Annotated in this window: 25 protein-coding genes and 1 other annotated feature; all 25 genes read right to left on the bottom strand. The window is 36.0% G+C overall.

Going from position 1 to position 25,018, the window contains the following annotated elements; genetic code table 11:
• Positions 1-150: 150 nt before the first annotated feature.
• The 25 genes from pyrR to JKP73_RS08995 all read right to left on the bottom strand — a co-directional run bounded on the left by pyrR (position 151) and on the right by JKP73_RS08995 (position 25,017).
• Complete coding sequence (pyrR, locus tag JKP73_RS09115) at positions 151-702, bottom strand: bifunctional pyr operon transcriptional regulator/uracil phosphoribosyltransferase PyrR (protein ID WP_021291649.1); 552 nt, start codon at positions 700-702, stop codon at positions 151-153.
• Between the two features lie 196 nt (positions 703-898).
• Positions 899-1,810 (bottom strand): RluA family pseudouridine synthase, encoded by a 912-nt coding sequence (locus JKP73_RS09110; protein WP_021291650.1) that lies wholly within the window; start codon positions 1,808-1,810, stop codon positions 899-901.
• Positions 1,807-2,277 carry a signal peptidase II gene (gene lspA / locus JKP73_RS09105; protein ID WP_021291651.1) on the bottom strand — a complete coding sequence of 157 codons (471 nt, stop codon included), beginning with the start codon at positions 2,275-2,277 and terminating at the stop codon, positions 1,807-1,809. The genes JKP73_RS09110 and lspA overlap by 4 nt, the downstream gene beginning before the upstream one ends.
• Before the next feature lie 337 nt (positions 2,278-2,614).
• Complete coding sequence (locus JKP73_RS09100) at positions 2,615-3,427, bottom strand: DUF817 domain-containing protein (RefSeq protein WP_234447093.1); 813 nt, start codon at positions 3,425-3,427, stop codon at positions 2,615-2,617.
• Complete coding sequence (locus JKP73_RS09095; RefSeq protein ID WP_021291653.1) at positions 3,420-3,641, bottom strand: helix-turn-helix domain-containing protein; 222 nt, start codon at positions 3,639-3,641, stop codon at positions 3,420-3,422. Before JKP73_RS09095 ends, JKP73_RS09100 begins: the two co-directional genes overlap by 8 nt.
• Before the next feature lie 10 nt (positions 3,642-3,651).
• Complete coding sequence (locus tag JKP73_RS09090) at positions 3,652-4,131, bottom strand: DUF2975 domain-containing protein (RefSeq protein ID WP_021291654.1); 480 nt, start codon at positions 4,129-4,131, stop codon at positions 3,652-3,654.
• Between the two features lie 264 nt (positions 4,132-4,395).
• A complete protein-coding gene (gene ileS / locus JKP73_RS09085) occupies positions 4,396-7,152 on the bottom strand; it encodes an isoleucine--tRNA ligase (protein ID WP_038244466.1) in 2,757 nt (918 codons plus the stop codon).
• Positions 7,153-7,198: 46 nt separating this feature from the next.
• Positions 7,199-7,415: a binding site (T-box leader), on the bottom strand.
• Between the two features lie 66 nt (positions 7,416-7,481).
• The gene (locus JKP73_RS09080) at positions 7,482-7,985 is read right to left on the bottom strand and encodes a DivIVA domain-containing protein (RefSeq protein WP_021291656.1); all 504 of its coding nucleotides are present in this window, start codon (positions 7,983-7,985) and stop codon (positions 7,482-7,484) included.
• Between the two features lie 90 nt (positions 7,986-8,075).
• Positions 8,076-8,852, bottom strand: a complete 777-nt coding sequence (locus tag JKP73_RS09075) for a YlmH family RNA-binding protein (RefSeq protein WP_038244469.1) — start codon at positions 8,850-8,852, stop codon at positions 8,076-8,078.
• Between the two features lie 12 nt (positions 8,853-8,864).
• On the bottom strand, positions 8,865-9,131 hold the full coding sequence (locus JKP73_RS09070; protein WP_021291658.1) for a YggT family protein: 267 nt from the start codon (positions 9,129-9,131) through the stop codon (positions 8,865-8,867).
• 6 nt (positions 9,132-9,137) lie between these two features.
• Complete coding sequence (locus JKP73_RS09065) at positions 9,138-9,572, bottom strand: cell division protein SepF (RefSeq protein WP_021291659.1); 435 nt, start codon at positions 9,570-9,572, stop codon at positions 9,138-9,140.
• Between the two features lie 10 nt (positions 9,573-9,582).
• A complete protein-coding gene (locus JKP73_RS09060; RefSeq protein WP_021291660.1) occupies positions 9,583-10,251 on the bottom strand; it encodes a YggS family pyridoxal phosphate-dependent enzyme in 669 nt (222 codons plus the stop codon).
• Positions 10,252-10,278: 27 nt separating this feature from the next.
• The gene (pgeF, locus tag JKP73_RS09055) at positions 10,279-11,088 is read right to left on the bottom strand and encodes a peptidoglycan editing factor PgeF (RefSeq protein WP_021291661.1); all 810 of its coding nucleotides are present in this window, start codon (positions 11,086-11,088) and stop codon (positions 10,279-10,281) included.
• A 56-nt stretch (positions 11,089-11,144) separates the two neighbouring features.
• Positions 11,145-11,423: a YlmC/YmxH family sporulation protein gene (locus JKP73_RS09050; RefSeq protein WP_021291662.1), complete on the bottom strand. Its 279-nt coding sequence runs from the start codon at positions 11,421-11,423 to the stop codon at positions 11,145-11,147.
• Between the two features lie 121 nt (positions 11,424-11,544).
• Complete coding sequence (sigG, locus tag JKP73_RS09045) at positions 11,545-12,330, bottom strand: RNA polymerase sporulation sigma factor SigG (RefSeq protein ID WP_038244470.1); 786 nt, start codon at positions 12,328-12,330, stop codon at positions 11,545-11,547.
• A 124-nt stretch (positions 12,331-12,454) separates the two neighbouring features.
• Positions 12,455-13,174 (bottom strand): RNA polymerase sporulation sigma factor SigE, encoded by a 720-nt coding sequence (gene sigE / locus JKP73_RS09040; protein WP_021291664.1) that lies wholly within the window; start codon positions 13,172-13,174, stop codon positions 12,455-12,457.
• Between the two features lie 13 nt (positions 13,175-13,187).
• On the bottom strand, positions 13,188-14,108 hold the full coding sequence (gene spoIIGA / locus JKP73_RS09035; RefSeq protein WP_021291665.1) for a sigma-E processing peptidase SpoIIGA: 921 nt from the start codon (positions 14,106-14,108) through the stop codon (positions 13,188-13,190).
• 660 nt (positions 14,109-14,768) lie between these two features.
• Positions 14,769-15,935 carry a cell division protein FtsZ gene (gene ftsZ, locus JKP73_RS09030; protein ID WP_021291666.1) on the bottom strand — a complete coding sequence of 389 codons (1,167 nt, stop codon included), beginning with the start codon at positions 15,933-15,935 and terminating at the stop codon, positions 14,769-14,771.
• Between the two features lie 105 nt (positions 15,936-16,040).
• Positions 16,041-17,327, bottom strand: a complete 1,287-nt coding sequence (ftsA, locus tag JKP73_RS09025; RefSeq protein WP_021291667.1) for a cell division protein FtsA — start codon at positions 17,325-17,327, stop codon at positions 16,041-16,043.
• A gap of 295 nt (positions 17,328-17,622) precedes the next feature.
• A complete protein-coding gene (locus tag JKP73_RS09020; RefSeq protein ID WP_021291668.1) occupies positions 17,623-18,432 on the bottom strand; it encodes a cell division protein FtsQ/DivIB in 810 nt (269 codons plus the stop codon).
• Between the two features lie 186 nt (positions 18,433-18,618).
• A complete protein-coding gene (gene spoVE / locus JKP73_RS09015; RefSeq protein WP_021291669.1) occupies positions 18,619-19,737 on the bottom strand; it encodes a stage V sporulation protein E in 1,119 nt (372 codons plus the stop codon).
• Between the two features lie 80 nt (positions 19,738-19,817).
• The gene (murD, locus tag JKP73_RS09010; RefSeq protein ID WP_021291670.1) at positions 19,818-21,167 is read right to left on the bottom strand and encodes a UDP-N-acetylmuramoyl-L-alanine--D-glutamate ligase; all 1,350 of its coding nucleotides are present in this window, start codon (positions 21,165-21,167) and stop codon (positions 19,818-19,820) included.
• A complete protein-coding gene (gene mraY, locus JKP73_RS09005) occupies positions 21,164-22,150 on the bottom strand; it encodes a phospho-N-acetylmuramoyl-pentapeptide-transferase (protein ID WP_021291671.1) in 987 nt (328 codons plus the stop codon). The genes murD and mraY overlap by 4 nt, the downstream gene beginning before the upstream one ends.
• A gap of 30 nt (positions 22,151-22,180) precedes the next feature.
• A complete protein-coding gene (locus tag JKP73_RS09000; protein WP_308436490.1) occupies positions 22,181-23,548 on the bottom strand; it encodes a UDP-N-acetylmuramoyl-tripeptide--D-alanyl-D-alanine ligase in 1,368 nt (455 codons plus the stop codon).
• Positions 23,545-25,017, bottom strand: a complete 1,473-nt coding sequence (locus tag JKP73_RS08995; RefSeq protein WP_021291673.1) for a UDP-N-acetylmuramoyl-L-alanyl-D-glutamate--2,6-diaminopimelate ligase — start codon at positions 25,015-25,017, stop codon at positions 23,545-23,547. The genes JKP73_RS09000 and JKP73_RS08995 overlap by 4 nt, the downstream gene beginning before the upstream one ends.
• Position 25,018: the final 1 nt, after the last annotated feature.

The raw sequence follows: 25,018 nt of genomic DNA, 5'->3' as shown, positions 1-25,018 counted from the left end.
TAAAAGAAACGTGCAAATGATTGTAAGATATAAATCCATAAAAAAACCTCTTTGCCTAGAGGTCGCAAAGAGGTATACATGTAAAACGATACACGTATGTCTGGGCAACCTTTCAGATCTCTCGGACCTAATTAAAGGTTTAGTATTATCTTATTGATTCTTTTCATATATTGAAACAGTGTCTTCCATGCCATCAATTTCTTCCAGCTTCACCATAATAATTTCTTTATCAGAAGTTGGGATATTCTTACCTACATAATCTGCCCGAATTGGCAATTCTCGATGACCTCTATCTACTAATACACCAAGTTGAATTTGTGAAGGTCTGCCAATATCCATTACTGCGTCCATAGCAGCTCGAACTGTACGACCGGTAAATAGAACATCATCTAGCAAAACGACTTTCTTCCCAGTCAAATCTGCAGGAATATTCGTCTCTTTTAATTTTGGATCTTCTCCATCTGTAGCCTTATCCAAGTCGTCACGATATAAAGTTATATCTAATTCACCGATTGGCACATCCATATTTTCTATTTGCTTTATCTTTTCCTGTAATCGTTTGGTAAGCGGAACTCCTCTTGTTTTAATTCCAACAAGTACTAGATCGTCCCCACCTTTATTCTTTTCCAGTATTTCATGCGCAATTCTTGTCAATGCTCTGTTTATTGACGGCTTATCTAAGATATCCGTTTTTTTCTTCATTCTGCCACCAACCAATCGTTTGAAAACTTTTCCTACAGGCCCTCTACTTACAAAAATATCCCTCTTTTCCATGAGGAAAAAAGGGATTAGGATTCTTTACTCGAATCATTTCCGTATCCTTTCTAGCCTCACGGGACTATTATTAAAGGGCCTTATCAATTCATCTGTTTAATTATTACAAAAGATAATTCGAATGTCAATATTTTTTATGAAGATAGGCAATTAATTCCTGAAAATAATCTGGTAAGTCTACTTCAAAGTGCATATATTCCTTCGTGGTTGGATGGGTAAATGCTATCTCTTTTGCATGTAATGCTTGTCCGTTTACATCAATTGTTTTTCTTGGACCGTATTTTGGGTCACCTACTAATGGATGATTAATATATTTCATATGAACACGAATCTGATGGGTTCTTCCCGTCTCTAGTTGACATTCGACATGTGTATAACCCGGGAATCGATCTAGTATTTGAAAATGGGTTATCGCTGCTTTCCCATTGTCCACAACTGCCATTTTTTGACGGTCTTTAGGATCCCGCCCAATAGGGGCATCAATCATTCCTTTTTCATGTGGAATTTCACCATGAACCATTGCTTGATAGGTTCGTTTTATATCCTTATTTGCCAATTGTTCTGCTAAACGCTGATGTGCTTGGTCATTTTTAGCAACAACCAATAAACCGCTTGTATCTTTATCGATTCGATGTACGATCCCAGGACGTTCCACACCATTTATTCCAGATAAATCATCACAGTGATACAATAAGGCATGTACAAGTGTACCATGTTGATGACCAGGAGATGGATGAACAACCATTCCTTTTTGTTTATTAACGACTAATAAATCGCTATCTTCAAACACAATATCTAAGTCGATTGCTTCTGGTGTAAGATTTAACGGTTCAACTTCTGGAATCGACCATTGAATAATATCACCTGATTGACATTTATAATTAGCCTTCGTGACTTCATGATTTACATAAACGAATTGTTGAGCAATCCACGTCTGCACTTGTGATCGAGATATATCTTTATTTAAATCAGCTAATACTTTGTCAATCCGGGTACGATGCTGCTCTTCAGTTACAGTATGTTCAAATGTTGTCATGATTTGACTTTTCCTTTCTTTACTTCATCCATAATCATTGCCAAGATAATCAGGCATGCACCAATAACGAGACTTGAATCAGCTACATTAAATATCGGAAAATCATAACCGAATATAATAAAATCAAAGAAATCAACTACTTCCTGACGAAATAAACGATCAATGAAATTACCAATGGCTCCTCCTAACACCAAGCTTAACGCGATTGCAAGCCATTTACTCTCTTTTGCATACATTTGCATATAATAGATAACGACGATGACCACAATAGCGGTTACGATATAGAAAAATGTCATCTGACCTTCTAATATTCCCCATGCTGCTCCTGTATTTCGATGTGAGGTTATGTAAAAAAAGTTATCAATAATCGTAATTTGATCACCAAGCTCCATTGTTTTAACAATTATCCATTTCGTTAGTTGATCAATGGATATCATTATTAGTGCAATCAAGTAGTACCAATACATTGTTTTTCCCCCGATTTATTCTAATTTGTATCCCTTAATAGCATAATGGTTTCATCAAGTATTTTCAATATATCACAATCAAGCAAAAGCACAAGCATCTTTCATAGTTGCTACCAATTCTTAAATATGATTCATAACCTACATTCATTCCTAGAAATAGAGAGAATAAAAATAACTACTAGAAAATAAAAGGTATGAAGAAGATAGATAGTTACGCCCCTCTTCATTCTATAAAATATAATACACGCATAAGTGTATATTGAAAATATTTTATGCGTGTTTAAAGAATTAGAGTATCCCAAAATAAACGTAAGATCCCCAATGGCAGGCCTATTGTTTAATTGCTTATTTTTTTCACCTGCTTTAATGTCGCTACAATAAGAAAACTAACAATAACCAATAACAGCCAGGAACTCACCTTCCCTAGATGAACGATACTCCATGCATCGGCCTGATTGGGATATTCCCAGGCTCCAAAAAACGTTGCAATATTTTCAGCTACCCATATAAAAAATCCGATGAGGGTAAAAGAAAATACGATTGGCATACGATATTGAGTCCCATTAATTTCGTATATAACCCATGATTTCCAAAAAACGATAATTATAAGACCAGATAGAACCCAACGAATATCAAACCAATAATGATGGGTAAAAAAATTCAAATAAATCGCAGCTGCCAGCGGTACAACTATCAAAAACGATGGCCATCTAACCAGTTCAACCTCTAGCCTCCTCCATGCCTGACAAAGATAACTTGCTACACTTGCGTACATAAATCCACTGTACAAAGGCACCCCCAAAATCTTGGCATACCCCTCCTCTGGATAAGACCAGGAACCCATATGCACCTTAAAAAGTTCAAGCGCAAGTCCAATAACGTGAAACAATGTAATCACCTTTAGTTCATCCTTGGTTTCTAGCCCGGAATACACCATCCACCACTGCATTAGTAAACAGATCAGGAGTAACCAGTCATACCTTGGGAGAAAAGGAAGTGGAATGACTTGCGTCAAAGCTAAAGAGGCAAAGATAACGACAGGAAATAAACAAGACATGGCCTGTTGCCACCCAAAACGAATAAGTTGCTGTAGAGCTATAACGATTTTTCCCTTTCTTTTCATGTTAAGTGTCCCAATTTTATTAATCATGACTATCTTCATCTCTTCGGTATTCTAAAATATCTCCAGGCTGACATTCTAATGCCTTACAAATTGCGTCTAAAGTTGATATTCGAACCGCTTTTGCCTTTCCATTTTTCAAAATAGAAAGATTAGCCATTGTAATACCAACCCGTTCAGATAGTTCTGTTACACTCATTTTTCGTTTCGCCAACATCACATCAATATTAATTATAATCGCCATGTTATTCACCTCAGACCGTTAAATCATTTTCTGATTTTATTTCTATGGCATTCTTTAACAACTTCTGAAGAACAGCAGCAAAGACCGCAATAACAATGGAAGCAAAAATGATCACCAAGCCGAGCAAAACAATACCTGGAGCGTCATCTATCTCTGCCATTAGATATAAAATTGGGATAATTAATACATACAAGGCACTGATTGTAGTTGCACAGTGCTTTATATTCTTCAAGGCCATCACCGATAATTCCGAAAATGCTTTGTTCTTATCAATGTAAGTTAAAAGTTTTAATGTCTGATACAGAGCAAAGAAAAAAGGAATTGCCGTAGCATACAAAACAATAAGCAAAGGATATTGTAGATAAGCCAACTCAGGGAGCCATGAATTATATATTTGGGCTAATCTAGGTAATCCAACTATACACAAACCAAGAATCGGAATTCCAAGAATAAATACAACTACCCTTAAGAAGAGTGTTTCTCGTTTCATAAAAGCACCTCGCTTAGTTATCGTCAATTCAATTTTACCAATATATTTATCGTTTTACAATAAATAATTATCTAAATTCATTATTATTTTATTGCTTTACTTATATTTATTGCATTCAATAAATCGAAAAGCATTGTTCATAACTAAAACTGTTCGATGCCACTTATTACTTGCGTATGTATCAACGAAACATAAAAAGCCCCCTGTAAAACAATAATTCAGGGGGCTTTTTGTATCGCAATTCATGATCCTAGATCAGAAGATTTATTGTTGATAATGCTCTTTTACAACTGTTGCACAACGCGTACATAAGGTAGGATGTGCTTCATCCTCCCCAACGGTATTAGAAGATACCCAGCAACGTTCACAGGTTTCACCAGGATGCTTTTCAACAGCTACATCAACATATTCATAAGCTTTCGTATTAGATGCATTTTCACTAATATCTGCTTGTGAAACAATGAGATACTGATGAAGCTGATCCATCGATGATAAGATGGTTTTCGTTTGTTCATCTTTTGGAACAATGGTTAATTTTGCTTCAAGAGATTTTCCAATTACCTTTTCATTTCTAGCTTCTTCCAACGCTTTTAAGATATCGTCACGAACTTGCATGAAATGATCCCAGTTTTCAGCTGTATCATTAAACGTTGACATTTCTTCAGGGTTCGGAATATCCGTTAATTGAACACTTTCAGCTTCTGCACCTGGAATATATTCCCATATTTCTTCAGTTGTATGAGGAATAATCGGTGTTAATAATTTTACAAGCGCAGTAACGATTTCAAAGTATCCTGTTTGAATACTACGTCTACGCTGGTTATTCGCAGCCTCAATATATAAAATATCTTTTGCAAAGTCTAAATAGAATGAACTAAGATCAACCGCACAGAAATTATGAATTTGGTGAAAGATAGGTGAGAACTCATAATTATCATAGTTGTTACGAACCTCTGTTACTAATTTCTTCAGGCGATGAAGCATATATTTATCTACTTCTTCTAATTCTTCATTTGGAACACGATCCTGCTTCGGATCAAAATCTGCCAAGTTTGCTAGCATAAACCTGATTGTGTTACGAATTTTTCGATAAGCTTCTGAAATTTGCTTTAATATATCATCCGAAATCCGAACATCTGCTTGATAGTCTACAGAAGAGACCCATAAACGTAAAATATCAGCACCAAGTTGCTTTTGAACCTTTGCAGGACGAATAACGTTCCCTAATGATTTACTCATTTTTCGACCATTACCGTCCAGGGTAAACCCATGACTTATAACCGTTTTATAAGGTGATTTTCCTGTTACAGCTACTGATGTAGACAGAGAAGAATTAAACCATCCACGATATTGGTCACTACCTTCTAGATACACATCCGCTGGTCGATAGTGATCCTCCCTACCTAACAATACTGCTTCATGTGAAGAGCCAGAATCAAACCATACATCCATAATATCTGTTTCTTTTGTGAAGTTGCCGTTTGGACTATGCTCGGAAGTATATCCTTTTGGCAACAGATCCTTTGCTTCCCATTCAAACCAAATATTAGATCCATGTTCCTTAAACAAGTTGGACACATGCGTAATCGTTTCATCTGTAATAATTGGTGTTTTATCCTCTGCATAAAATACTGGGATTGGTACTCCCCACGTACGCTGACGAGAAATACACCAATCTTCTCGATCTCTTACCATATTATATAGCCGTGTCTCTCCCCATTGCGGGTACCAATTAATTGCTTTAATTTCATCCAAAATGGTTTGTCTAAAATCCTTTATAGAGGCAAACCATTGCGATGTTGCTCGGAATATGGTTGGTTTCTTGGTACGCCAATCATGTGGATAAGAGTGTGTAATAAATGCAAGCTTTAGTAATGCACCTGCTTCTTCTAGTTTTTCTGATACATTTTTATTTGCGGTATCATAGAATAGACCTTCAAAACCTGGTGCCTCGTCGGTAAATACACCTTTTTCATCCACTGGACATAATGCATCAATCCCATAGCGCTTCGATACATAAAAGTCATCTTCCCCATGCCCTGGTGCTGTGTGTACACAACCTGTACCTGCATCTGTAGTTACATGGTCTCCTAACATAACAAGAGATTCTCGATCGTAAAATGGATGTTTTGCCACAATTTTCTCTGCTTCTTCACCTTTAAATGTTTTAACTACTTCAGGATTTTGCCATTCGAGCGTTTCTGCTACCGTTTCTATGAGTGCTTGAGCAATAACATACTTTTCGCTTCCAACTGCAACTACTGCATAATCCAAATCAGGATGAACACTTATACCTAAATTTGCAGGGATCGTCCATGGCGTTGTTGTCCAAATAATGAATTTTTCTCCATCTTCTAGTAATCCTTTTCCTTCGGTTACTTCAAAGGAAACATAAATAGAAGGGGACCGTTTATCATGGTACTCGATTTCTGCTTCAGCAAGTGCTGATTCAGAAGAAGGAGACCAATATACCGGTTTTAAGCCTTTATAAATATATCCTTTCTTAGCCATTTCCCCGAAAACCTTAATTTGGGCAGCTTCATAATCTTTGGTAAGCGTAATATATGGGTTATCCCAATCTGCGCGGACACCTAATTTTTTGAATTGTTCTCGTTGATTATCTACTTGACTTAATGCATACTCCGCACATAACTTACGAAATTCAGCAATACTCAATTCCTTACGTTTAATTTTTTTATTCTTCGTTAATGCCGTTTCAATTGGCAGTCCATGTGTATCCCATCCTGGAACATATGGAGCATAATAACCACTCATTGATTTATAACGGGTAATAAAGTCTTTTAAAATTTTATTCAATGCATGACCAATGTGCAAATCTCCATTTGCATATGGTGGTCCATCGTGAAGAATAAATAGCGGACGGCCTTTTGTTCGATTTAAACTTTTTTCATAAATATTATTTTCTTCCCATGCAGCCTGTCGTATCGGTTCTTTATTCGGCAGATTCCCTCGCATAGGGAAGCCTGTTTTTGGCATAAGTAATGTATCTTTATACTCCATATTAATTCCTCCTTTGAATTAAACAAAAAAAGCCCTCTTCATCCCCAAAAGGGACGAGAAGGCTCGCGGTACCACCCTTATAAATTTGACATACCTGTCAAATCCACTTAGCATTCGTAACGTGAATAACCGTTCATTACTACTACTTTCATAATGAAAGCTCAAGAGTGATATTCTAAAAGCGTATCTGTACCAGGCTTTCACCATACCCTAGCTCGCTTAACAGTTTAACACTTCTATACTGGCTCTATCTTTGCTTTTAAACAATTTTGTTTTAGTAAAGCTATCTGTTTATGAATTATATGTAAAATATCAACAACCGTCAAGGCTTATGACTCATTTTCAACTAAATCTAAGTCCTCACCAAGCTCAGTATCAAATAGCTGGTCCCAATCGTCCGTATCGATCATGTCTAATTGGGCTTCAACAAGCATTTTTAATCGTGTACGGAATACTTTTGCTTGCTTTTTTAATTCCTCTACATCCATCGATATCCGACGCGATTTGGTTAATGCCTCATTAATAATACGGTCTGCATTTTTTTCTGCTTCTTTAATGATTAATTTCGATTCTTTTGAGGCACTTCCTTTTAATTCCTCAGCAGTCTCTTGAGCAATTAATATGGATTTATTCAATGTTTCCTCAATATTAGTAAAATGACCAAGCTTTTCATTTAAATGATCGACTTGTTCTTGTAGGTCTTTTTTCTCGCGAATGACCATTTCATAATCCTTAATTACTTGATCCAAAAATTCATTTACTTCATCTTCATCATATCCACGAAAGCTTCTTGTGAATTCTTTATTGTGAATATCTAATGGTGTTAATGGCACGATAGCCACCTCCTATTTTAATTTAGATCAAAGAACGAATCATCACATCCTACCATGTCTATTCGACAAATATCTGCTAAGTCCTGCAATTTATTTTAAGATTGCAGTTGTAAGTTTTAGCTTGTCCTTTTTTGTTTTTCCTCTCACTTCTACGACCTTACTTCTTCCTTTTCCTCTTAATGAAATTAAATCCCCTTCTTGCAATTGGAATTTCCCATCTTCTACAACTTTAAAATTCACTTTTACATACATTTTTTTTATATATTCCGCAGCATCTTTTCTAGAAATACGATAAATTTCTTTAACGATAGTATCCAATCGCAAAGAAGAAACCGTACTTTCCGTTTCTTCCCAATTTAGCTGCTTAACCTGTAGGAAGTCTAAAGGTTTTTCCTCTAATTGTAACGTTGCTTTTTTTATTGCATTTAGATTTGCCATCACATAAGCTGCAATTTCTTCAGCTACAACAATTTGGATAATACCATCTTCTACTAAAATATCACCAAGCTTTTTTCGTTTTATTCCTAAAGATAGAAAAGCTCCCATTGCATCGCGATGGGTCAGACTAACAAATTTACTTTGAAACTTGGTCTGTAACATCGTCAATTGAAAATCTTTTTCTGCAATCTGTTCATAAAAGGGAGCAATAATTGCACGTTTTCTTTCGGTATGTGGATTTCCACCGAAAAACATGACCTGAATATCTGATTCCTTTGTCCCCATCAGCATGTCCACAATCTGCTGTTCACGTGGATCAAGAAAGTCGGTTAGTTTAAGCTGAAAAGATTTCGATACTTGCTCTCGCCAAGAAAAAACCTGGTCTATGAAAGCTTCTTCATCTTTTCTAAAATGCTGATATATATCCATCCTATGTACCCTCTAGAAAACAAACATTTGGAAAAATTGACCTAACCCCATTCTAGCTAAATACAATACAAATATCGCTACAATTGGAGATAAATCAATCATACCAAGTGGTGGAATAAACTTACGGAATTGCTCTAAATATGGTTCACATATTTTGCCTAACATTTCTCCAAATGAGGACTCACGTGCTCCAGGGAACCAAGACATAAAAATATAAACAATTAACGCGTAACTATAAATCACAAACGCTAAATCTAATATACGGTATAATTCAAACATCTGCTGCTACCATCCTTTTTCATATTCATCTTCTGAGAATGCATCTGTAATGGTACCAGAAACATTCACATTATCCGGAGTACAAAGAAACGTTTGTGCTCCAAGTTTCTGGATATCTCCATTTACAGCATATACGGTACCACTAAGAAAATCCACGATTCGTTTTGCTTGATTACTGTCAAGGCGTTGTAAATTAATGACTACCGCTCGGCGATTAACAATGTTATCTGCAATTTCTTGAGCTTCATTATACGTTCTTGGTTCGCACAGTACGACTTTAGATGTAGGATTTTGCATACTGGTCAAGTTGACGACATTTCTATGCTTCTCTTTTGATGAAGACTGCTGTTGCTCGTTATCAAATTCATCTACATCAACATATTCATATTCATACTCATCATCCATCGTAAAATAATTCTTAATCTTATTTTTAATACTCATTTCGTTCACCTCACCCTACTAAATTTGTTCCAATTCGAACATGAGTGGCACCTTCTTCAATTGCCAACTGATAGTCATTACTCATTCCCATCGATAAATACATACAAGGTGCGTGAGCATGCTGTTTATCCTGAATGTGTAATTGTAACTTTTTTAGTTGTTTGAATATCGAACGCAAGCGATCTTCATCTTTAATATGAGGTGCCATTGTCATCAAACCAATGACGCGTACGTGAGGATATTTTTCGATTTCCTTAATAAAATTAGCTACTTCGTCTGGTGCAAGTCCATGCTTTGATGATTCACCACTTACATTCACTTGTACAAAACAGTCGATTTTGCGTTCTGCTCGTTTATTGATTTCTTTTGCTAAGGAAATACGATCTAAGGAATGCAATACATCAATTTGCTGAATAACATCTTTTACTTTTCTAGATTGTAATGTCCCAATAAAATGCCAAATGGCTTTATCTTGAAAAGAATCGTATTTTTGCTGAAAACCTTCTAGACGATTTTCACCAAGATTCGTAACCCCAGCCTCAATTGCTTCTCTTGTTCGCTCTATTGTAACATATTTTGTCACACCAATTATTGTAATATCTTCTGGATTTCGGCTAGTATTCAGACATGCCTGTCTAATTTTCTGCTGGATTTGTTCTAGATTTGTTGCTACATCCATTGTTCCCAATTCTCCTCCCTCGTATAATCATGAAGAAAAGCCAATAAATCCTAACATTCGACCTGTTCTTCCATGATCTCTTCGATGTGAAAAAAATAAGTCTTCATCACGAAATGTGCAGTAATTGGTTACATCTATATTATTACGTAAAACCCCAGCTTGTAAAAGGATATCTATATTTAACTGTTTTAAATCAAGCAAATATCGACCTCCTTCTCTAGAAGAAACAGCATTCTCTCTCCACTCTAGCGGAATATGATTAATGACGTGTTGATCTACTTCATAATAATTCTTCGTTATACATGGTCCAATTGCCACCATTAAATTACTGGATATCACACCTTGCTGTTTTAACGCGCTTACCATTTCAACTCCAATTTGATTGACTGTCCCTTTCCAACCAGCATGAGCAATACCAACAAAGGACGTTTTTGGATCATAAAAGAACAAAGGAACGCAATCAGCAAAGAAAGCTGTGCATAGTATATCTGTCTTATTTGTAATTAACCCATCTACTCCTTGAATTGCGGTCGATAGTTCAGAGGCTCCTTTTCCTTTATCCGTGTCTTCAATAACTTTAATATTTGTTTGGTGTACCTGTTCCCCGCAAACCCACTTATCTAGTGGAAAGCCTAAATGTTCACCTACACGTTCTCGATTGGTCAGGACATGATACGGATCATCATTGACATGTAACCCTCCATTTAAAGATTGATAAGGGGCGGAGCTGACACCACCGTTTCTTGTGGTAAAACCAGCAACTAATTTGGGATGTAATTGCTGCCATTTTTCGATATGTAAACATGTCTCATGTTGTCTAATAAAGGCATCTTTCAACGTTATTCCTCCCTGAAGTTACTTATTGATCTATTTTACCACAGATTTAGGTATTTTTATTTTCTTTCTTGTACGATTGGCTCATTATATAATTTCGGTTTCTCTACATCCTTTACGAGGATAACATCTGAACCAATTCGAACAATTTGATTCCAATGGATAACGAACTCCTCTGACTTACCAAATAAACCACTTTTCTTATCCTTAGGAATAATTACGATAGCAAGGATTCTACCATTATTCGTATCAATCTCTAAATCGCTAATATGACCTAGCCTTCTGCCACTATCGATAATAATAACCTCTTTAATTTGTAACTCGGATAATTTTATCATGTTATTCACCTCACCTTACTTTATATATATGCGCTTGAAAGTCAATCTTTCATGGAACACAAAAAAACAATAGGAAAGAGTGAATTTTCTTCCCTATTGTCTCGTACTTATAAAATAAGTGTTATTCGAACATTTGCTTATTCATTTGTTTAATTGCGGCTTTTTCTAAACGAGATACTTGCGCTTGGGAGATACCAATTTCATCGGCAACTTCCATTTGTGTCTTCCCTTGAAAAAACCGTTTATTTAATATATCTTTTTCACGTTCGTTTAATTGATACATCCCTTCTTTTAATGATAGTTTATCAAGCCATGTTGAATCTTTATCCTTATCATCACTTATCTGATCCATTACATAAATAGGGTCGCCGCCATCATTATAAATGGGTTCAAATAAAGATACTGGATCTTGAATAGCATCCAATGCAAATACAATATCTGAATGAGGGATTCCCATTTCTTCAGCTATTTCCATTGGTGTTGGTTCTTTTGATGTTTTGCTTATAAGTTTTTCTCTAACTTGTAAAGCTTTATAAGCAATGTCTCGTAGAGATCTAGAGACTCGAATTGGATTATTATCTCTCAGGTACCTTCTGATTTCCCCAATAATCATTGGAACAGCATAAGTGGAAAATCTCACATTATGGGATAAATCAAAATTATCTATGGATTTCATTAGTCCGATACAACCTACTTGAAACAGGTCATCGACATATTCTCCGCGATTATTAAAGCGCTGAATTACACTTAAAACAAGTCTTAGGTTACCATTGACCAGTTCTTCCCGCGCAGATGAATCTCCATCCTCCTGCTGCAATTTTTTAAATAATTCCCGCATTTCTTCATTCTTTAGTACAGGTAGCTTCGATGTATCAACACCACATATTTCAACTTTATGTCTTGTCATCTACGTTCAACCCTCCCAGTTGGTGATGCTGTTCATGGACAGTATCTCCGACTGGAAAGATTTTTATGCAGAATCCTTTTTCTTAAAGAAGCAATAATAATCGATTTAACTTAGAGCCACAAGGCTAGACCATTTTATTAAATTCTTTTTTTAGTCGCCGAATTATTTTCTTCTCTAACCGTGAAATATATGATTGAGAAATACCTAACATATCAGCAACATCTTTCTGTGTCTTCTCTTCTTCGCCAATAAGCCCGAACCGCAATTCCATAATCTGTTTTTCGCGTGCATTTAACTGCGAAAGCGCATTTTTTAATAAACTTTTATCTACACTTGATTCTAAATCTCTGGTAATAATATCTTCATCTGTTCCCAGCACATCGGATAAAAGCAATTCATTGCCATCCCAATCAATATTTAATGGTTCATCAAAAGAAACCTCGGATTTTAATTTATTATTTCGTCTTAAGTACATTAATATCTCATTTTCAATACAGCGTGAGGCATAAGTTGCTAATTTTATTTTTTTCTCGGGATTAAATGTATTTACAGCCTTTATAAGCCCAATTGTTCCAATACTTATTAAGTCCTCAATATTAATACCTGTATTCTCAAATTTACGAGCAATATAAACAACCAATCGTAAGTTACGTTCAATTAATATAGCTCGTGCTGATTTATCACCTTTTGGTAGTAACGCAAGAAGTTCTTGTTCCTCTTCTTTTGATAAGGGTGGTGGAAGAGCTTCACTTCCTCCAATGTAATAGATTTCTTCTGATTTGATACCTAATTTAATTAATACCTTATACCACCACAGACGTAACCGTAATTTTATTAATTTCAATACTATCTCCCCTTTATGCAGAATGGATTGTGGCTAGGTTTATAATTTGTGGATGCAATAAACAATGATAACTTCTGTCTTTCGTTAGTTCCGCAAATTGTATTCCAATTAATACTTTCGATGTCTCAATTCTTTGTTCGCCATAATAGACAATTAATTTGTCAGGACGTAAGGTAAGTAAAAACATGCTGCTACCTTGAACTCCTTGATAGGGTACCAGTTGTATAGAGCTCTCCCATTTCGTTGGTAGATTTTCTATTTGCAATGATTCGTTACATTTTTTTAATTGTTCCCACTCGTCTTCTGAAAACCATTGTTTTAAAAAGGGCTCATCACAAAGAATAACTGGTTTCTTCGTTATCGGATCGGTCAATTGATTTCCACTATCTATATAACCAGTAGTAGAAAAACTGTTGCCATTTAATACGATGGAAACTGGGTATAATTGGTCATAGCGTATTTTTTCCACAGCATGCTTGTCCATACGGGATTTTGTAAAAAGCCAAACAATTGGAAATCCAATAAATACAAACATCCAACTAACTGGATCGCCAAACCCACTATGAAAGGTTAAAAAACCATTATTGTCAATATTAAATGGTTGTTGGAATAAAAAATGAATACCGATTAATCCACCTCCAATAGCAAAGGTGACGAAATAGAATATGAATACAAGCTTGCTCCAACGGTAAAAATTTTTAAATCCGAATGCCGTATAAATAATTAAACAGGAAAATAACAATTTTCCTATTACAGTTGTCAAAAACGAGTCAGGAAAATAAATAGAAATCGGCACAAGTAAAGAGGCTACAAATCCTCCACTAATTAGCCGACGCTTTCGTGTACTATCTCTTGCTAAAGCCTGAGTTAGCATGATAAGCATTAAATCAATTAAAAAATTTAATGCCCAAACAGCATCCAGATAAATAGTCACACCTTTCCTTCCTTTCACGTATTCTGTCATTTGAAAGATTAGATATTTTATTCAATTTATAGTGTCTAAAGTATAACGGAGCAAATAAGCAAAGTCTGTCATTTCCTGTACGAACTACTTGACTAATTTTACCGAGTTATTAGAAAGATTGTCGGGTAAAATTGAAATAAAAAAAGAAGCCAGCAAGTGGCTTCTAGAAACCGAAAAGGTAAAGGTAGTCGTTTTAAAAACTATGGCAAAACATCAATTTCAGTAGGTAGTTTCCAAGATTATTGTCCCTAAAACTTCATAATTGCTTTCATTAATCACCACAATGGTGCCATCACTAAGCCTTACATAAACTAAATTTCTTGGCTCAACAATGATTAATCTCTTGGGACATTCCCTAAACCGTGGTGACTCTTCATCTGTAAATCCATTGACGAACAAGTACTATTTAGAAAGTAGCAAACATCATTTAGGTTTGGCCCCTGGAACTGGATCTGGCGCAACCGAATTGGTGGGTACGGACGAAGAGTGTACTAATACCTACTACTTAAACTATGTTGAAAATTGCAATTGGGAAAGGCGCTTGCCTGATTACCATGAAACAATTAGAAAAAATTTTCCATAAAAAAGCAAATGTCCATATAGACACTTGCTTTTAAATCCATCATCGAATTAACGATTCCGATTTCGGTTTCGATTTCGAAGGAAAGTCGGAATATCCAACCCATCTTCTTCTTGACGTGGACGGTTCTGTTGTTGAGGCACTTCTGTTTCACGCTCTCTATTATCTCGTGTTGGTAAATCATCATTCATACGAGTTGCAGCATGCTGCTTATGATTAATTACAGGACGTTGCTGTTTGGCTTGTTGCTCCATTTGTTTATTCGTTTCATCAAAACCTGTAGCTATCACAGTAACCACGATCTCATCTTTTAGATTCTCATTAATAACCGAACCAAAGATGACATTTACCTCATTATCAGCAGCTGATGTTACCAAATCAGCTGCTTCTTGAACTTCATAGAGACTTAGATTAGTACCACCAGTAATATTCATTAAAATACCATGTGCACCATCGATTGATGTCTCTAGTAATGGTGAGGAAATTGCCTTTTTAGCAGCTTCCGTTGCTCTTGTTTCACCAGTAGCAACCCCAATCCCCATAAGAGCTGAACCTTTATCAAACATGATTGTTTTTACATCGGCAAAGTCCACATTAATTAAACCTGGCTTAGCAATTAGATCAGAAATCCCTTGAACACCCTGGCGTAGAACATTATCCGCTTCACGGAAGGCTTCTAACATCGGAGTGTTTTTATCTACAATTTCTAATAGCCGATCGTTTGGAATGACAATCAATGTATCTACTGCACCTTTTAATGATTCGATTCCAGAGATAGCTTGTGTAGAACGTCTCCTTCCTTCAAATGAAAAAGGACGTGTAACGACACCAACCGTTAAAGCACCAAGATCTTTAGCAATTTGTGCAATAACTGGTGCAGCACCCGTTCCTGTGCCTCCACCCATTCCGGCAGTAACAAAGATCATATCTGCTCCTTGTAGCACTTCTTCTAATTGCTCTTTACTTTCTTCCGCAGCTTTTTTCCCGACTTCCGGGTTCGCACCCGCACCAAGACCACGTGTTAATTTACCGCCAATTTGTATTTTTAATTCTGCTTTTGATAGATTCAACGCTTGAGCATCTGTGTTAACAGCAATAAATTCAACGCCTTCAACACCATGTTCAATCATACGGTTAACGGCATTATTCCCGCCACCGCCAACTCCGATTACTTTTATTGTAGCTAATTCTTCCATGTTTGTATCAAAATCCAACATATCTCGTTCCTCCTAATATGCAAAATTACAAGCGTTCTAGATAGCTAATCATTTAAATCTACTATAAACCTTCATATCTAAAACTAGTTTACGTAGAATAAGTAATTAATCAAAAAAGTACTTAAACAAATTAGCAATCCCAGATTCCTTTTTCTTATTCTCTTTCGGTTCATTAGATTTCTGTTGCTTTTTCACTCGTTTTGGTTGTTGATTTTCTTGATGATCTTGTCTTATAACTGTAGGAAATAACTCTTTTCCTTGTATTTTCGCATTACGATAGGCAAATTGCAAGATTCCTACACCAGCAGTGAATTGTGGTTCTCTTACCCCAATGTAATCAGGTATAGCAATACGTACATTGGAATGGAATAAATCCTCTGCCAATTCTAGTACTCCTGGCATTGCCATTGTACCACCAGTTAGCACATACCCGCCTGGCAGTCCCTGATATCCCATTTTCCTGATTTCACGCTCTGCATATGCATAAATTTCTTCCATTCGTGCTTCAATCATGTCTGCAATTTCTAGTTGGTTATACGTTTGTTTCGAATTGCTTCCAATAATTGACACATCAAAAACTTCATCCTCTAATGCATAATCATAAAAAGCATGTCCATGATTTAATTTAACATCTTCGGCTTCTTCAGTTGATGTTCTGAGTCCAATTGAAAGGTCTTTTGTTATATTGTCGCCACCAAGCTGAATGACACTTGTAGAGACTAACTGATCATTCTCAAATACAGAGACCGTTGAACAGCCGCCTCCAACATCGATCAGTGCAACTCCCATATTCCTTTCATCTTTGGATAATGCAATTGTACCGGCAGCAAGCGGTTGTAAGCAAATGTCAGCTATTTGTAGGTTTGCTCGTTCTACACATTTTAAAATGTTATGTAAGATTGTCTTGGAACAAGTAATTATCGTACCTTCCATTTCTAATCGTACACCGATCATCCCTCTAGGATCATTGATTTCATCTAACCCGTCTACGATGAACTGTTTAGGTATCACATCAATAATTTCTCGCTCCGGAGGAATAGACATAACTTGTGCTCCATCAATAACTCGATTTATATCTTCATCATCGATCTCGCGGTTTTCACTTTGAACCGCTACTATTCCATGGCAAGGTTGTAGTTGTATATGACTACCATTAATTCCCACTACAACACGATCAATTTGCATACCGACCATTCTTTCGGCTTGTTCAACCGCATTTCTAATCGATTGGACCGTCTGATCAATATCAATAATAGCACCTTTTTTCATGCCGTTTGATTTTGCAGAACCGACTCCAATAATATTTAGTGAATCATTTAACACTTCACCTATAATTACTTTGATTTTTGATGTACCTATATCAAGACTTACTAATATTTCATTGTTGTTCAAGTAAGGCACCCCCTATTTCAGAAGTTGCTTCATGCAAACTTCTCTCTATCCATTTCTGTAATTATCCTGATATGATAATAGTATAGACTTTCCCTAAAAATAAAATATATATAGGTTATTCCACATAAAACAAAGGATTCCCTTTATTTTTCGGTATTTTTTTAAAAAAATGAAGCAAATTTCTCAATTCGTAGAGAATCATCCTATTAATCAGGAAGTCGATAAGCATGCCACTTCTATTAAACTATTTCGTAAACAAAGCGGAACTTATGACTTTCGTCGGTAATTTAATTACCTATTCTTGATTTTCCTCTGTTTCTCCATTAACTTCCGCTTCTGATTCTTCTGAACTAGTACCCTTATCAAATGATTCAAAGTAGGCACCTACGCCAATATGGATAATTCCTCTACTTTCTTCATCTAGTTGAGCAACGATAGAAGGATACACTTCCATTCTTTCAGCAAAGTTACGTATCGTTGCATCTACCATAAAACCATCGTTCATGTATAATACGACTTTATTTTTATTATCATCTGTTGGTGCCCAATGAATCTCTGAAATTAATTTAAGAAGGCTTTTTGGTAACTTCTCAAGCTCACTTGTCATCCTATGTAAATAACTTTCCTCTTCAAAATTGGTAATTAATGGAGCGTCCCCATAGAACGTTCCTGTTTCCATACTTTGAAGCATTGTTCCATTTCCCAAAATTGGATAATAACTCGTATCTTTTTGTATATATCCAACACGATGATACTCTTCCACTTCTATAGATACTGTCCAGGGTAAATGGCGATTGATGTCAACGGAAGCAACGATAGGATTATTACTTAAGGCTTTTTCATTTGCAGATTTATCCATCGTCCAAATATTCATACCTTCCGTTATTTCACTTTGTTCTCGCACTTGTTCATCTGTCAGGAAAATATTTCCTTTTATTTCAATCGTTCGCACCTGACTTAATGGAGATTGCAGATAAACAATGATGGAAATTAAAAAGAAAAAAATTGAAAGATAAAATATTAATCGTCGATTTGCTTTTTTCTTCCTTGCCTGTTTCAACTTCGGAATACGATCTTCTATCGAAACAATCTTTTTTTTAGCCATCTCCATTTCTTCCTTTGTACTAAATTAACAATAAGAAATGGCACAAAAAATGCCATTTCTTCACTGTTATAAAGAGTATATCACATTATCCCTTACTTGATGTAGTAGAGTTAAGGTAAAAACAAGATTTTAATCTCACTGAAATCTTACTCTACCAGAAAACGGCTTTTATTCGCTTGTATTTGCTTATAATTTGGTATACTTACTAATATTTAACAATATCCCAACAGAGCACAGGATTAGTGTTAAAGAGGAGCCGCCATAACTCAAAAACGGCAACGTAATACCTGTAACAGGAATTAAGCCGATTACAACACTGATATTAATCATTGCTTGAATCGCAAGCATAGAGACAATACCTAATGCTAAAAATCTGGAAAAATTATCAGGTGCTTCAAGTGAAACCTTGATACCACGCCATAAAAGGAGTAAAAAAAGCAACAATACAATAGTACCTCCAATGAAGCCTAGTTCCTCTCCTAATATAGCAAAAATAAAATCAGTTTGTGGTTCAGGTAAATAGAAATACTTCTGTAAACTATTCCCGAATCCTAGACCCATTAAACCACCCGGTCCAATCGCATATAAAGACTGTATAATTTGGAATCCATCCCCTAATGGATCTTCCCAAGGATTCAAAAAAGCCGTTATCCGACTAATCCGATAAGGAGCAGAAGCAATTAGACCAATAAAACCGATTAACCCTAATGCTGCTAGTCCAAAAAAATGAGATAAACGAGCACCAGCAGTAAATACCATAATCATACAAGTGAGTACGAGTACCATACCAGTACCTAAATCCGGCTGTAGCATGATTAGGCCAAATGCAGTAAATATTAATAAAATAGAGGGAATGAAACCTTTTTTGAACGAAGTGATATATTTTTGGTTAGCTGCTAGATAAGTAGCCAGAAAAATAATCAATCCTAATTTCATAAACTCAGATGGTTGAATACTAAAGGCTCCAATCCCTATCCAGCTTTGTGCACCGCCACGAACCATTCCTATACCAGGAATAAGTACTAAGAATAACAAAACAAAACATGCCAGTAGAATTAGCTTTGCGTATTTTTTCCATGTGGTATAAGGTACTTGCATCGTAAAGAGCATTGCTATTATTCCTGCACCAGCAAACAATACTTGTCTTTTCACATAGTACCAAGCATCCCCGAATTTGTATTCCGCCCAAACATAAGACGAACTGTAAACCATAATAACTCCTATTAAAAGTAAACTAATAATAACACCTAATAAGAAATAATCAGGTGAGGCATGTGATTTGGAATTCTTTAATTTTTCCAGCAAAATAACACCCCTCTTCATAATTGAAACTAGGGGTGTTGTTTAAAGTGTTATTCATTTTTATCATGTCTTTAAACAAGCCCCTATACTAATGTATGCACGGCTTGTATAAACATGTCTCCTCTTTCCTCGAATGTTCGATACTGATCCCAGCTAGCGCATGCTGGTGACAAAAGAATGATATCTTTTTCTTCCGATATATTATATGCTTCTTGTACAGCAGTCTGTACATTATCCGTTAAACAAATGGATGAAATCCCTGCCTCTTCCCCTAACATTTTAATTTTTTCAGCCGTCTCGCCAAATAATACCATTGCTTTCACGCGATTTAAGTATGGTAATAACTCAGAAAATTCATTGCCTCTATCTAAACCGCCAGCTAACAAAATAACTGGTTTTTCAAAAGCAGATAACGCCTTCTGAGTAGCTAAAATGTTTGTTGCTTTTGAATCATTATAAAACATCCGTTCTTTGTGCTTACCTACAAATTGAAGTCGGTGCTTTACACCAGTAAAAATAGATAAGACATTTTGTATCCCTTCATTCGTTGCACCACTTAATTTTGCAGCAGCAATCGATGCTAGGATATTTTCATAATTATGTTCTCCTAATAAAGCGATATCCAATCGGTCAATTATTTTTTCATTTTGAAAATACAAGGAATTCTCATCCATCCATGCCCCATCTGCTACCTTTTCTTTAACGGAAAATGGAATTTTTATTGCGTAAGACGCTTTTACAGCTTCTATGATACTTTCATCATTCGCATTGTACACCAAGTAATCATCACTTGTTTGATTTTTAAAGATATTAAACTTCGCTTGTTTATAATTTTCAAGTGTCTTATGATAATCTAAATGTGCTTCGAATATATTCAATAGCACAGCAATATTTGGTTTAAAGTTTTGAATTCCCATTAATTGAAATGAAGATAGTTCTAGCACGAGGTTATCTGTTTCGTTTATGGTTTGAGCTACCTCAGTGGCAACAATTCCTATGTTTCCAGCAACTTTTACAGGCTGCTTGCTTTGTGTTAGCATCTCTGCTGTTAAGGTTGTTGTTGTCGTTTTTCCATTTGAACCAGTGATTCCAATAATATTGGCATCCGTTAATTGGGCAGCAATTTCTATTTCAGTAATCACTGGAATTCCACGTTGGACTGCTCCATCAACAATAATATTCTCATAAGATATTCCTGGGTTCTTGACAAGAATGTCTATGCCGTCAAGCACATCAATAGGATGGGAGCCAATAACTACCTCTGCGCCCATCTCTTCCAATCGAATAACTTCTGGATCATTTTTCGTTGCCTTTTTATCATTTATTCGTACTGTTTTCCCATTCTTCAATAAAGCTTCTGCAGCAGCTGTACCACTTTTGGCTAACCCCAAAACTAATACATGTTGATAGGGAAAGTTTTTAAGTTTCCTCAATTTAAGCCCACCTCAATATAAATACCTAAAGCTGCAAAAATGAGACCAACTAGCCAAAAAGTAGTAACTACACGCCATTCTGACCATCCTAATAATTCATAATGATGATGAAGTGGGCTCATTTTAAACACCCTTTTTCCTGTTGTTTTAAAAGAAATTACTTGAATAATTACTGATAATGTCTCTATGACGAAAACACCGCCAATAATAACTAATAATATCTCTAATTTGGTTAAAATTGCAATGGCTGCAATTGCCCCACCTAGTGCCAGTGAACCAGTATCTCCCATGAAGACTTTCGCAGGGTGTGCATTAAAGACTAAGAAACCTAATAATGCACCGACTACAGCTAATGAAAAAATGGTAACTTCATTTTGAGGGAAACCGTACCATGCTAATATACCAAAAGCTCCAAATGCAATTGCGGCAGTTCCTGCGAGCAATCCATCTAAACCATCGGTTAGGTTAACAGCATTTGATGCACCAACAAGCATGAAAATGATTAATAAAGCATACCCCCAGCCTAATTCTAATTGAACAGAAGTTCCAGGTATAGAAATATAAGTAGGAAAGCCCTGGTCTCTTAAAATGAAATAAACAATGAGTGCAATAATTAATTGGCCCAGCATTTTTTGTTTTGAAGTAAGGCCAAGGTTGCGCTTCATTGCAACCTTTATAAAATCATCTAAAAACCCTAAAAGGCCGTAGCCGATTAATACCAGAAGTAATACCCACAGCTCATAGCCAATACCATCCGGACTAGTTTTAGCAGCCATTATAATTGAAGTAATGATAACACTAAACACTATCATTAGGCCGCCCATCGTTGGAGTCCCAGTCTTTTTCATATGAGATTGTGGTCCTTCTTCCCTAATGCTTTGTCCAAACTTTAATCGTCGTAAAAATGGAATAAAAATTGGAGAGAAAAGGACGGTAATTAGAAACGCTATTGCTATAGTTATTAATAAAACGGAAATATTCATTATTTCTCCTCCTTGTTCAAAACCGTCCAACTAATATTCAATTAATTGATTGATAATTGCTTCTAACCTTAACCCTCTTGAAGCTTTAAATAATATTACCGTGTTTTGATTTAAATATGGGTTCAAATCTGTCACTAATGCATCCTGACTAGTATAATGCATTGCCAAAATTTCATCTGTCATCTGCTTTGCTTTCAGTGCTTCTGTAATATATTTCGCATCGTTACCAAATGTGAATACTTTCGTAATTGGTTTAGTAATCTCCTCAGCGATGGAACGATGATAGCTTTCAGATTGTTCACCTAACTCTAATACATCCCCAAGTACAAGAATCTTTTCCTGAAAGTGAGCTAACTGCTTTACAACTCGAATGGCTGCTTTCATTGATGTGGGTGATGCATTATAGGCATCATTAATTAGTGTAGCTTCATTTCTACCTGTAATCCACTCAAAACGCATAGCCGTTTTTTCCATGTTAGAAAAAGCAGTTTGTATTTCCTCTTTCTCTATATGAAGAAGTTCACCCAATAGTATTGCAAAAGCAGCATTCTTGGCATGATGTTCTCCTAAAAAAGGAATCGTGTATGGTTCGTCATTTAATTTAAAGATCGTTTGCTGATGCTTTAATTGTACAGACGATATTCGCTTTTGGTTATTTTTATGAAAACCACATGTTTGAACATTCCGCTTGTGATGAACATGTTGTAATAATGCTTCATCACCATCAACAATTAGCTGACCTTCCTCCGCAAGTCCACTGGTAATCTCGAGTTTTGCTTTAGCTATTCCTTCGCGAGAACCAAGAAACTCAATATGTGATTCACCAATATTTGTAATGACCGCATAATCCGGATTTGCTATCTCAGAAAGTGTTTGTATTTCTCCAAAATTATTCATTCCCATTTCTAATACTAACACTTCCGTATTTGTAGGCATCGTTAAAATAGTCAACGGCAGTCCAATATGGTTGTTTAGATTACCATCTGTAAAATGTGTACGATATTTCCTATTCATAACTGCAGCTACAATATCTTTTGTTGATGTTTTACCATTAGAACCAGTTATTCCAATCACAGTTGGGTTAACCTCATGTCGGTAGTGAAATGCAATTTGTTGGAGCGCATTTATGGTGTTATCCACCTTAAATACAGGAAAGGTACTCGGTATATTCGCTGGAAGCTTCTTCGTTGTATCCCATAGAATGGCGGTTGCTCCATTGTCAATTGCTTGTTCTGCAAAGTCATGACCATCAAAGTTCTCTCCAATAATTGGTATAAATAACCCATTCTGCTTCTCTAGTCTGCTATCTGTGTACACATGGTCGATAGATCGGTTCTTTAACTGTCCAGTGAATTCTTGTAAAAAACTAGCTAGCCATTCTAACGTAAACATCATCATTTCTCCTTAATTTGAATCGCTTCTTTAGCGACCTCGCGATCGTCAAAATCATATTTCGTATTTCCAACTTGCTGATATGTTTCATGGCCTTTACCAGCAATAAGAATTACATCACCGGCTTTTGCCTGCGATACTGCAACATGGATCGCCTCTTTCCTATCAACAATAACTTGGTAATTTTCATCTTGATGCAGACCGTTTGTCATGTCATCTAAAATTGCCTGTGGATTTTCTGTACGTGGATTATCGGATGTAAAGATTGCTTGATCTGCATATTTCAAAGCAATTTCTGCCATGATAGGACGCTTCGATCGATCACGATCTCCTCCACAACCAACAATCACAAATACATTATTCTCAGCAAATTCTTTAACGGTTTGCAGAACATTATCCAACGAATCTGGAGTATGTGCATAATCGACGATGACTGCAAATGATTGACCTGCATCTACTGGCTCAAACCTACCATCTACACCAGATATCTTCGCTAACGCGGCTTGGATAACGGACAACGGAACATTCGAACAAACTGCAGCTGCACTAGCAGCTAGCATATTATAGACATTAAACATTCCAATTAATTTACTCTGAATCATTATTTCACCAATAGGTGTCTGTAATTGAAAAGTTGTTCCACCTGAACCAAGGGTAATATTATTTGCCATGACTTGTGAAGCATGCTTCACTCCATAGGTGATAACATGTTGGGCAGTACTGCTTTTAAGAAGCGTACTAGCATCATCGTCCTGATTAATTACAGCATACTTTTGATTTTCTTCGCTATAGGTATTTCCTAATTGAGCAAATAACAGACTCTTTGCTCGTAAATAATCATCCAAATCCTTATGAAAATCTAGATGGTCCTGCGATAAGTTCGTAAAAATTGCAATGTCATAATCACAACCATAGACACGGCCTTGGACTAACGCATGGGAAGACACTTCCATCATTACTTGGTTTACACCTTTATCAAGCATTTTTTTAAAAGATTGCTGTAGTAGTAACGCATCAGGAGTTGTATTTGTAACCGGATATGTTTCACTACCTATTTTCATTTGAATGGTTCCAATAACTGCTGTCTTTCTTTTAAATTCATTAAAAATCTTTTCTAATATATAAGTAACTGTCGTTTTCCCATTCGTACCAGTAATACCAATTAATGGAAGTTTCGTGGAAGGATTGTGGTAAAATTTCACTGCTATCATAGATAAGGCACGTTGTGTATCAGGTACAACAATGGTTGGTACCTCCGCCTCTACAGGTCTTTCAGCAATAATCGCTTGTGCTCCATTTTGTACTGCTTGCACTATAAAGTCATGCCCATCCACGGTATAACCATTAATACATACAAATAAATTGCCTGGTTTTACAGCACGTGAATCCATGACAATATTCGAAATTTCAATTTGATCCAGTCTTGCATTCGTTTCATAAAAAGGTAATGCGCTTATTAATTCTGCTAAATTCATT

Origin of the sequence: Virgibacillus salexigens, assembly GCF_014905415.1 — a bacterium.
Taxonomy (GTDB): domain Bacteria; phylum Bacillota; class Bacilli; order Bacillales; family Amphibacillaceae; genus Virgibacillus; species Virgibacillus salexigens.
This window is presented reverse-complemented; position numbering and strand designations above follow the sequence as displayed.

Coding starts and splice junctions, on each gene's coding strand:
- pyrR (WP_021291649.1), bottom strand. CDS start 702: ATGAAGAAAAAAACGGATATCTTAGATAAGCCGTCAATAAACAGAGCA.
- JKP73_RS09110 (WP_021291650.1), bottom strand. CDS start 1,810: ATGACAACATTTGAACATACTGTAACTGAAGAGCAGCATCGTACCCGG.
- lspA (WP_021291651.1), bottom strand. CDS start 2,277: ATGTATTGGTACTACTTGATTGCACTAATAATGATATCCATTGATCAA.
- JKP73_RS09100 (WP_234447093.1), bottom strand. CDS start 3,427: ATGATTAATAAAATTGGGACACTTAACATGAAAAGAAAGGGAAAAATC.
- JKP73_RS09095 (WP_021291653.1), bottom strand. CDS start 3,641: ATGGCGATTATAATTAATATTGATGTGATGTTGGCGAAACGAAAAATG.
- JKP73_RS09090 (WP_021291654.1), bottom strand. CDS start 4,131: ATGAAACGAGAAACACTCTTCTTAAGGGTAGTTGTATTTATTCTTGGA.
- ileS (WP_038244466.1), bottom strand. CDS start 7,152: ATGGAGTATAAAGATACATTACTTATGCCAAAAACAGGCTTCCCTATG.
- JKP73_RS09075 (WP_038244469.1), bottom strand. CDS start 8,852: ATGGATATATATCAGCATTTTAGAAAAGATGAAGAAGCTTTCATAGAC.
- JKP73_RS09070 (WP_021291658.1), bottom strand. CDS start 9,131: ATGTTTGAATTATACCGTATATTAGATTTAGCGTTTGTGATTTATAGT.
- JKP73_RS09065 (WP_021291659.1), bottom strand. CDS start 9,572: ATGAGTATTAAAAATAAGATTAAGAATTATTTTACGATGGATGATGAG.
- JKP73_RS09060 (WP_021291660.1), bottom strand. CDS start 10,251: ATGGATGTAGCAACAAATCTAGAACAAATCCAGCAGAAAATTAGACAG.
- JKP73_RS09050 (WP_021291662.1), bottom strand. CDS start 11,423: ATGATAAAATTATCCGAGTTACAAATTAAAGAGGTTATTATTATCGAT.
- sigG (WP_038244470.1), bottom strand. CDS start 12,330: ATGACAAGACATAAAGTTGAAATATGTGGTGTTGATACATCGAAGCTA.
- ftsZ (WP_021291666.1), bottom strand. CDS start 15,935: ATGTTGGATTTTGATACAAACATGGAAGAATTAGCTACAATAAAAGTA.
- JKP73_RS09020 (WP_021291668.1), bottom strand. CDS start 18,432: ATGGCTAAAAAAAAGATTGTTTCGATAGAAGATCGTATTCCGAAGTTG.
- mraY (WP_021291671.1), bottom strand. CDS start 22,150: ATGAATATTTCCGTTTTATTAATAACTATAGCAATAGCGTTTCTAATT.
- JKP73_RS09000 (WP_308436490.1), bottom strand. CDS start 23,548: ATGATGATGTTTACGTTAGAATGGCTAGCTAGTTTTTTACAAGAATTC.
- JKP73_RS08995 (WP_021291673.1), bottom strand. CDS start 25,017: ATGAATTTAGCAGAATTAATAAGCGCATTACCTTTTTATGAAACGAAT.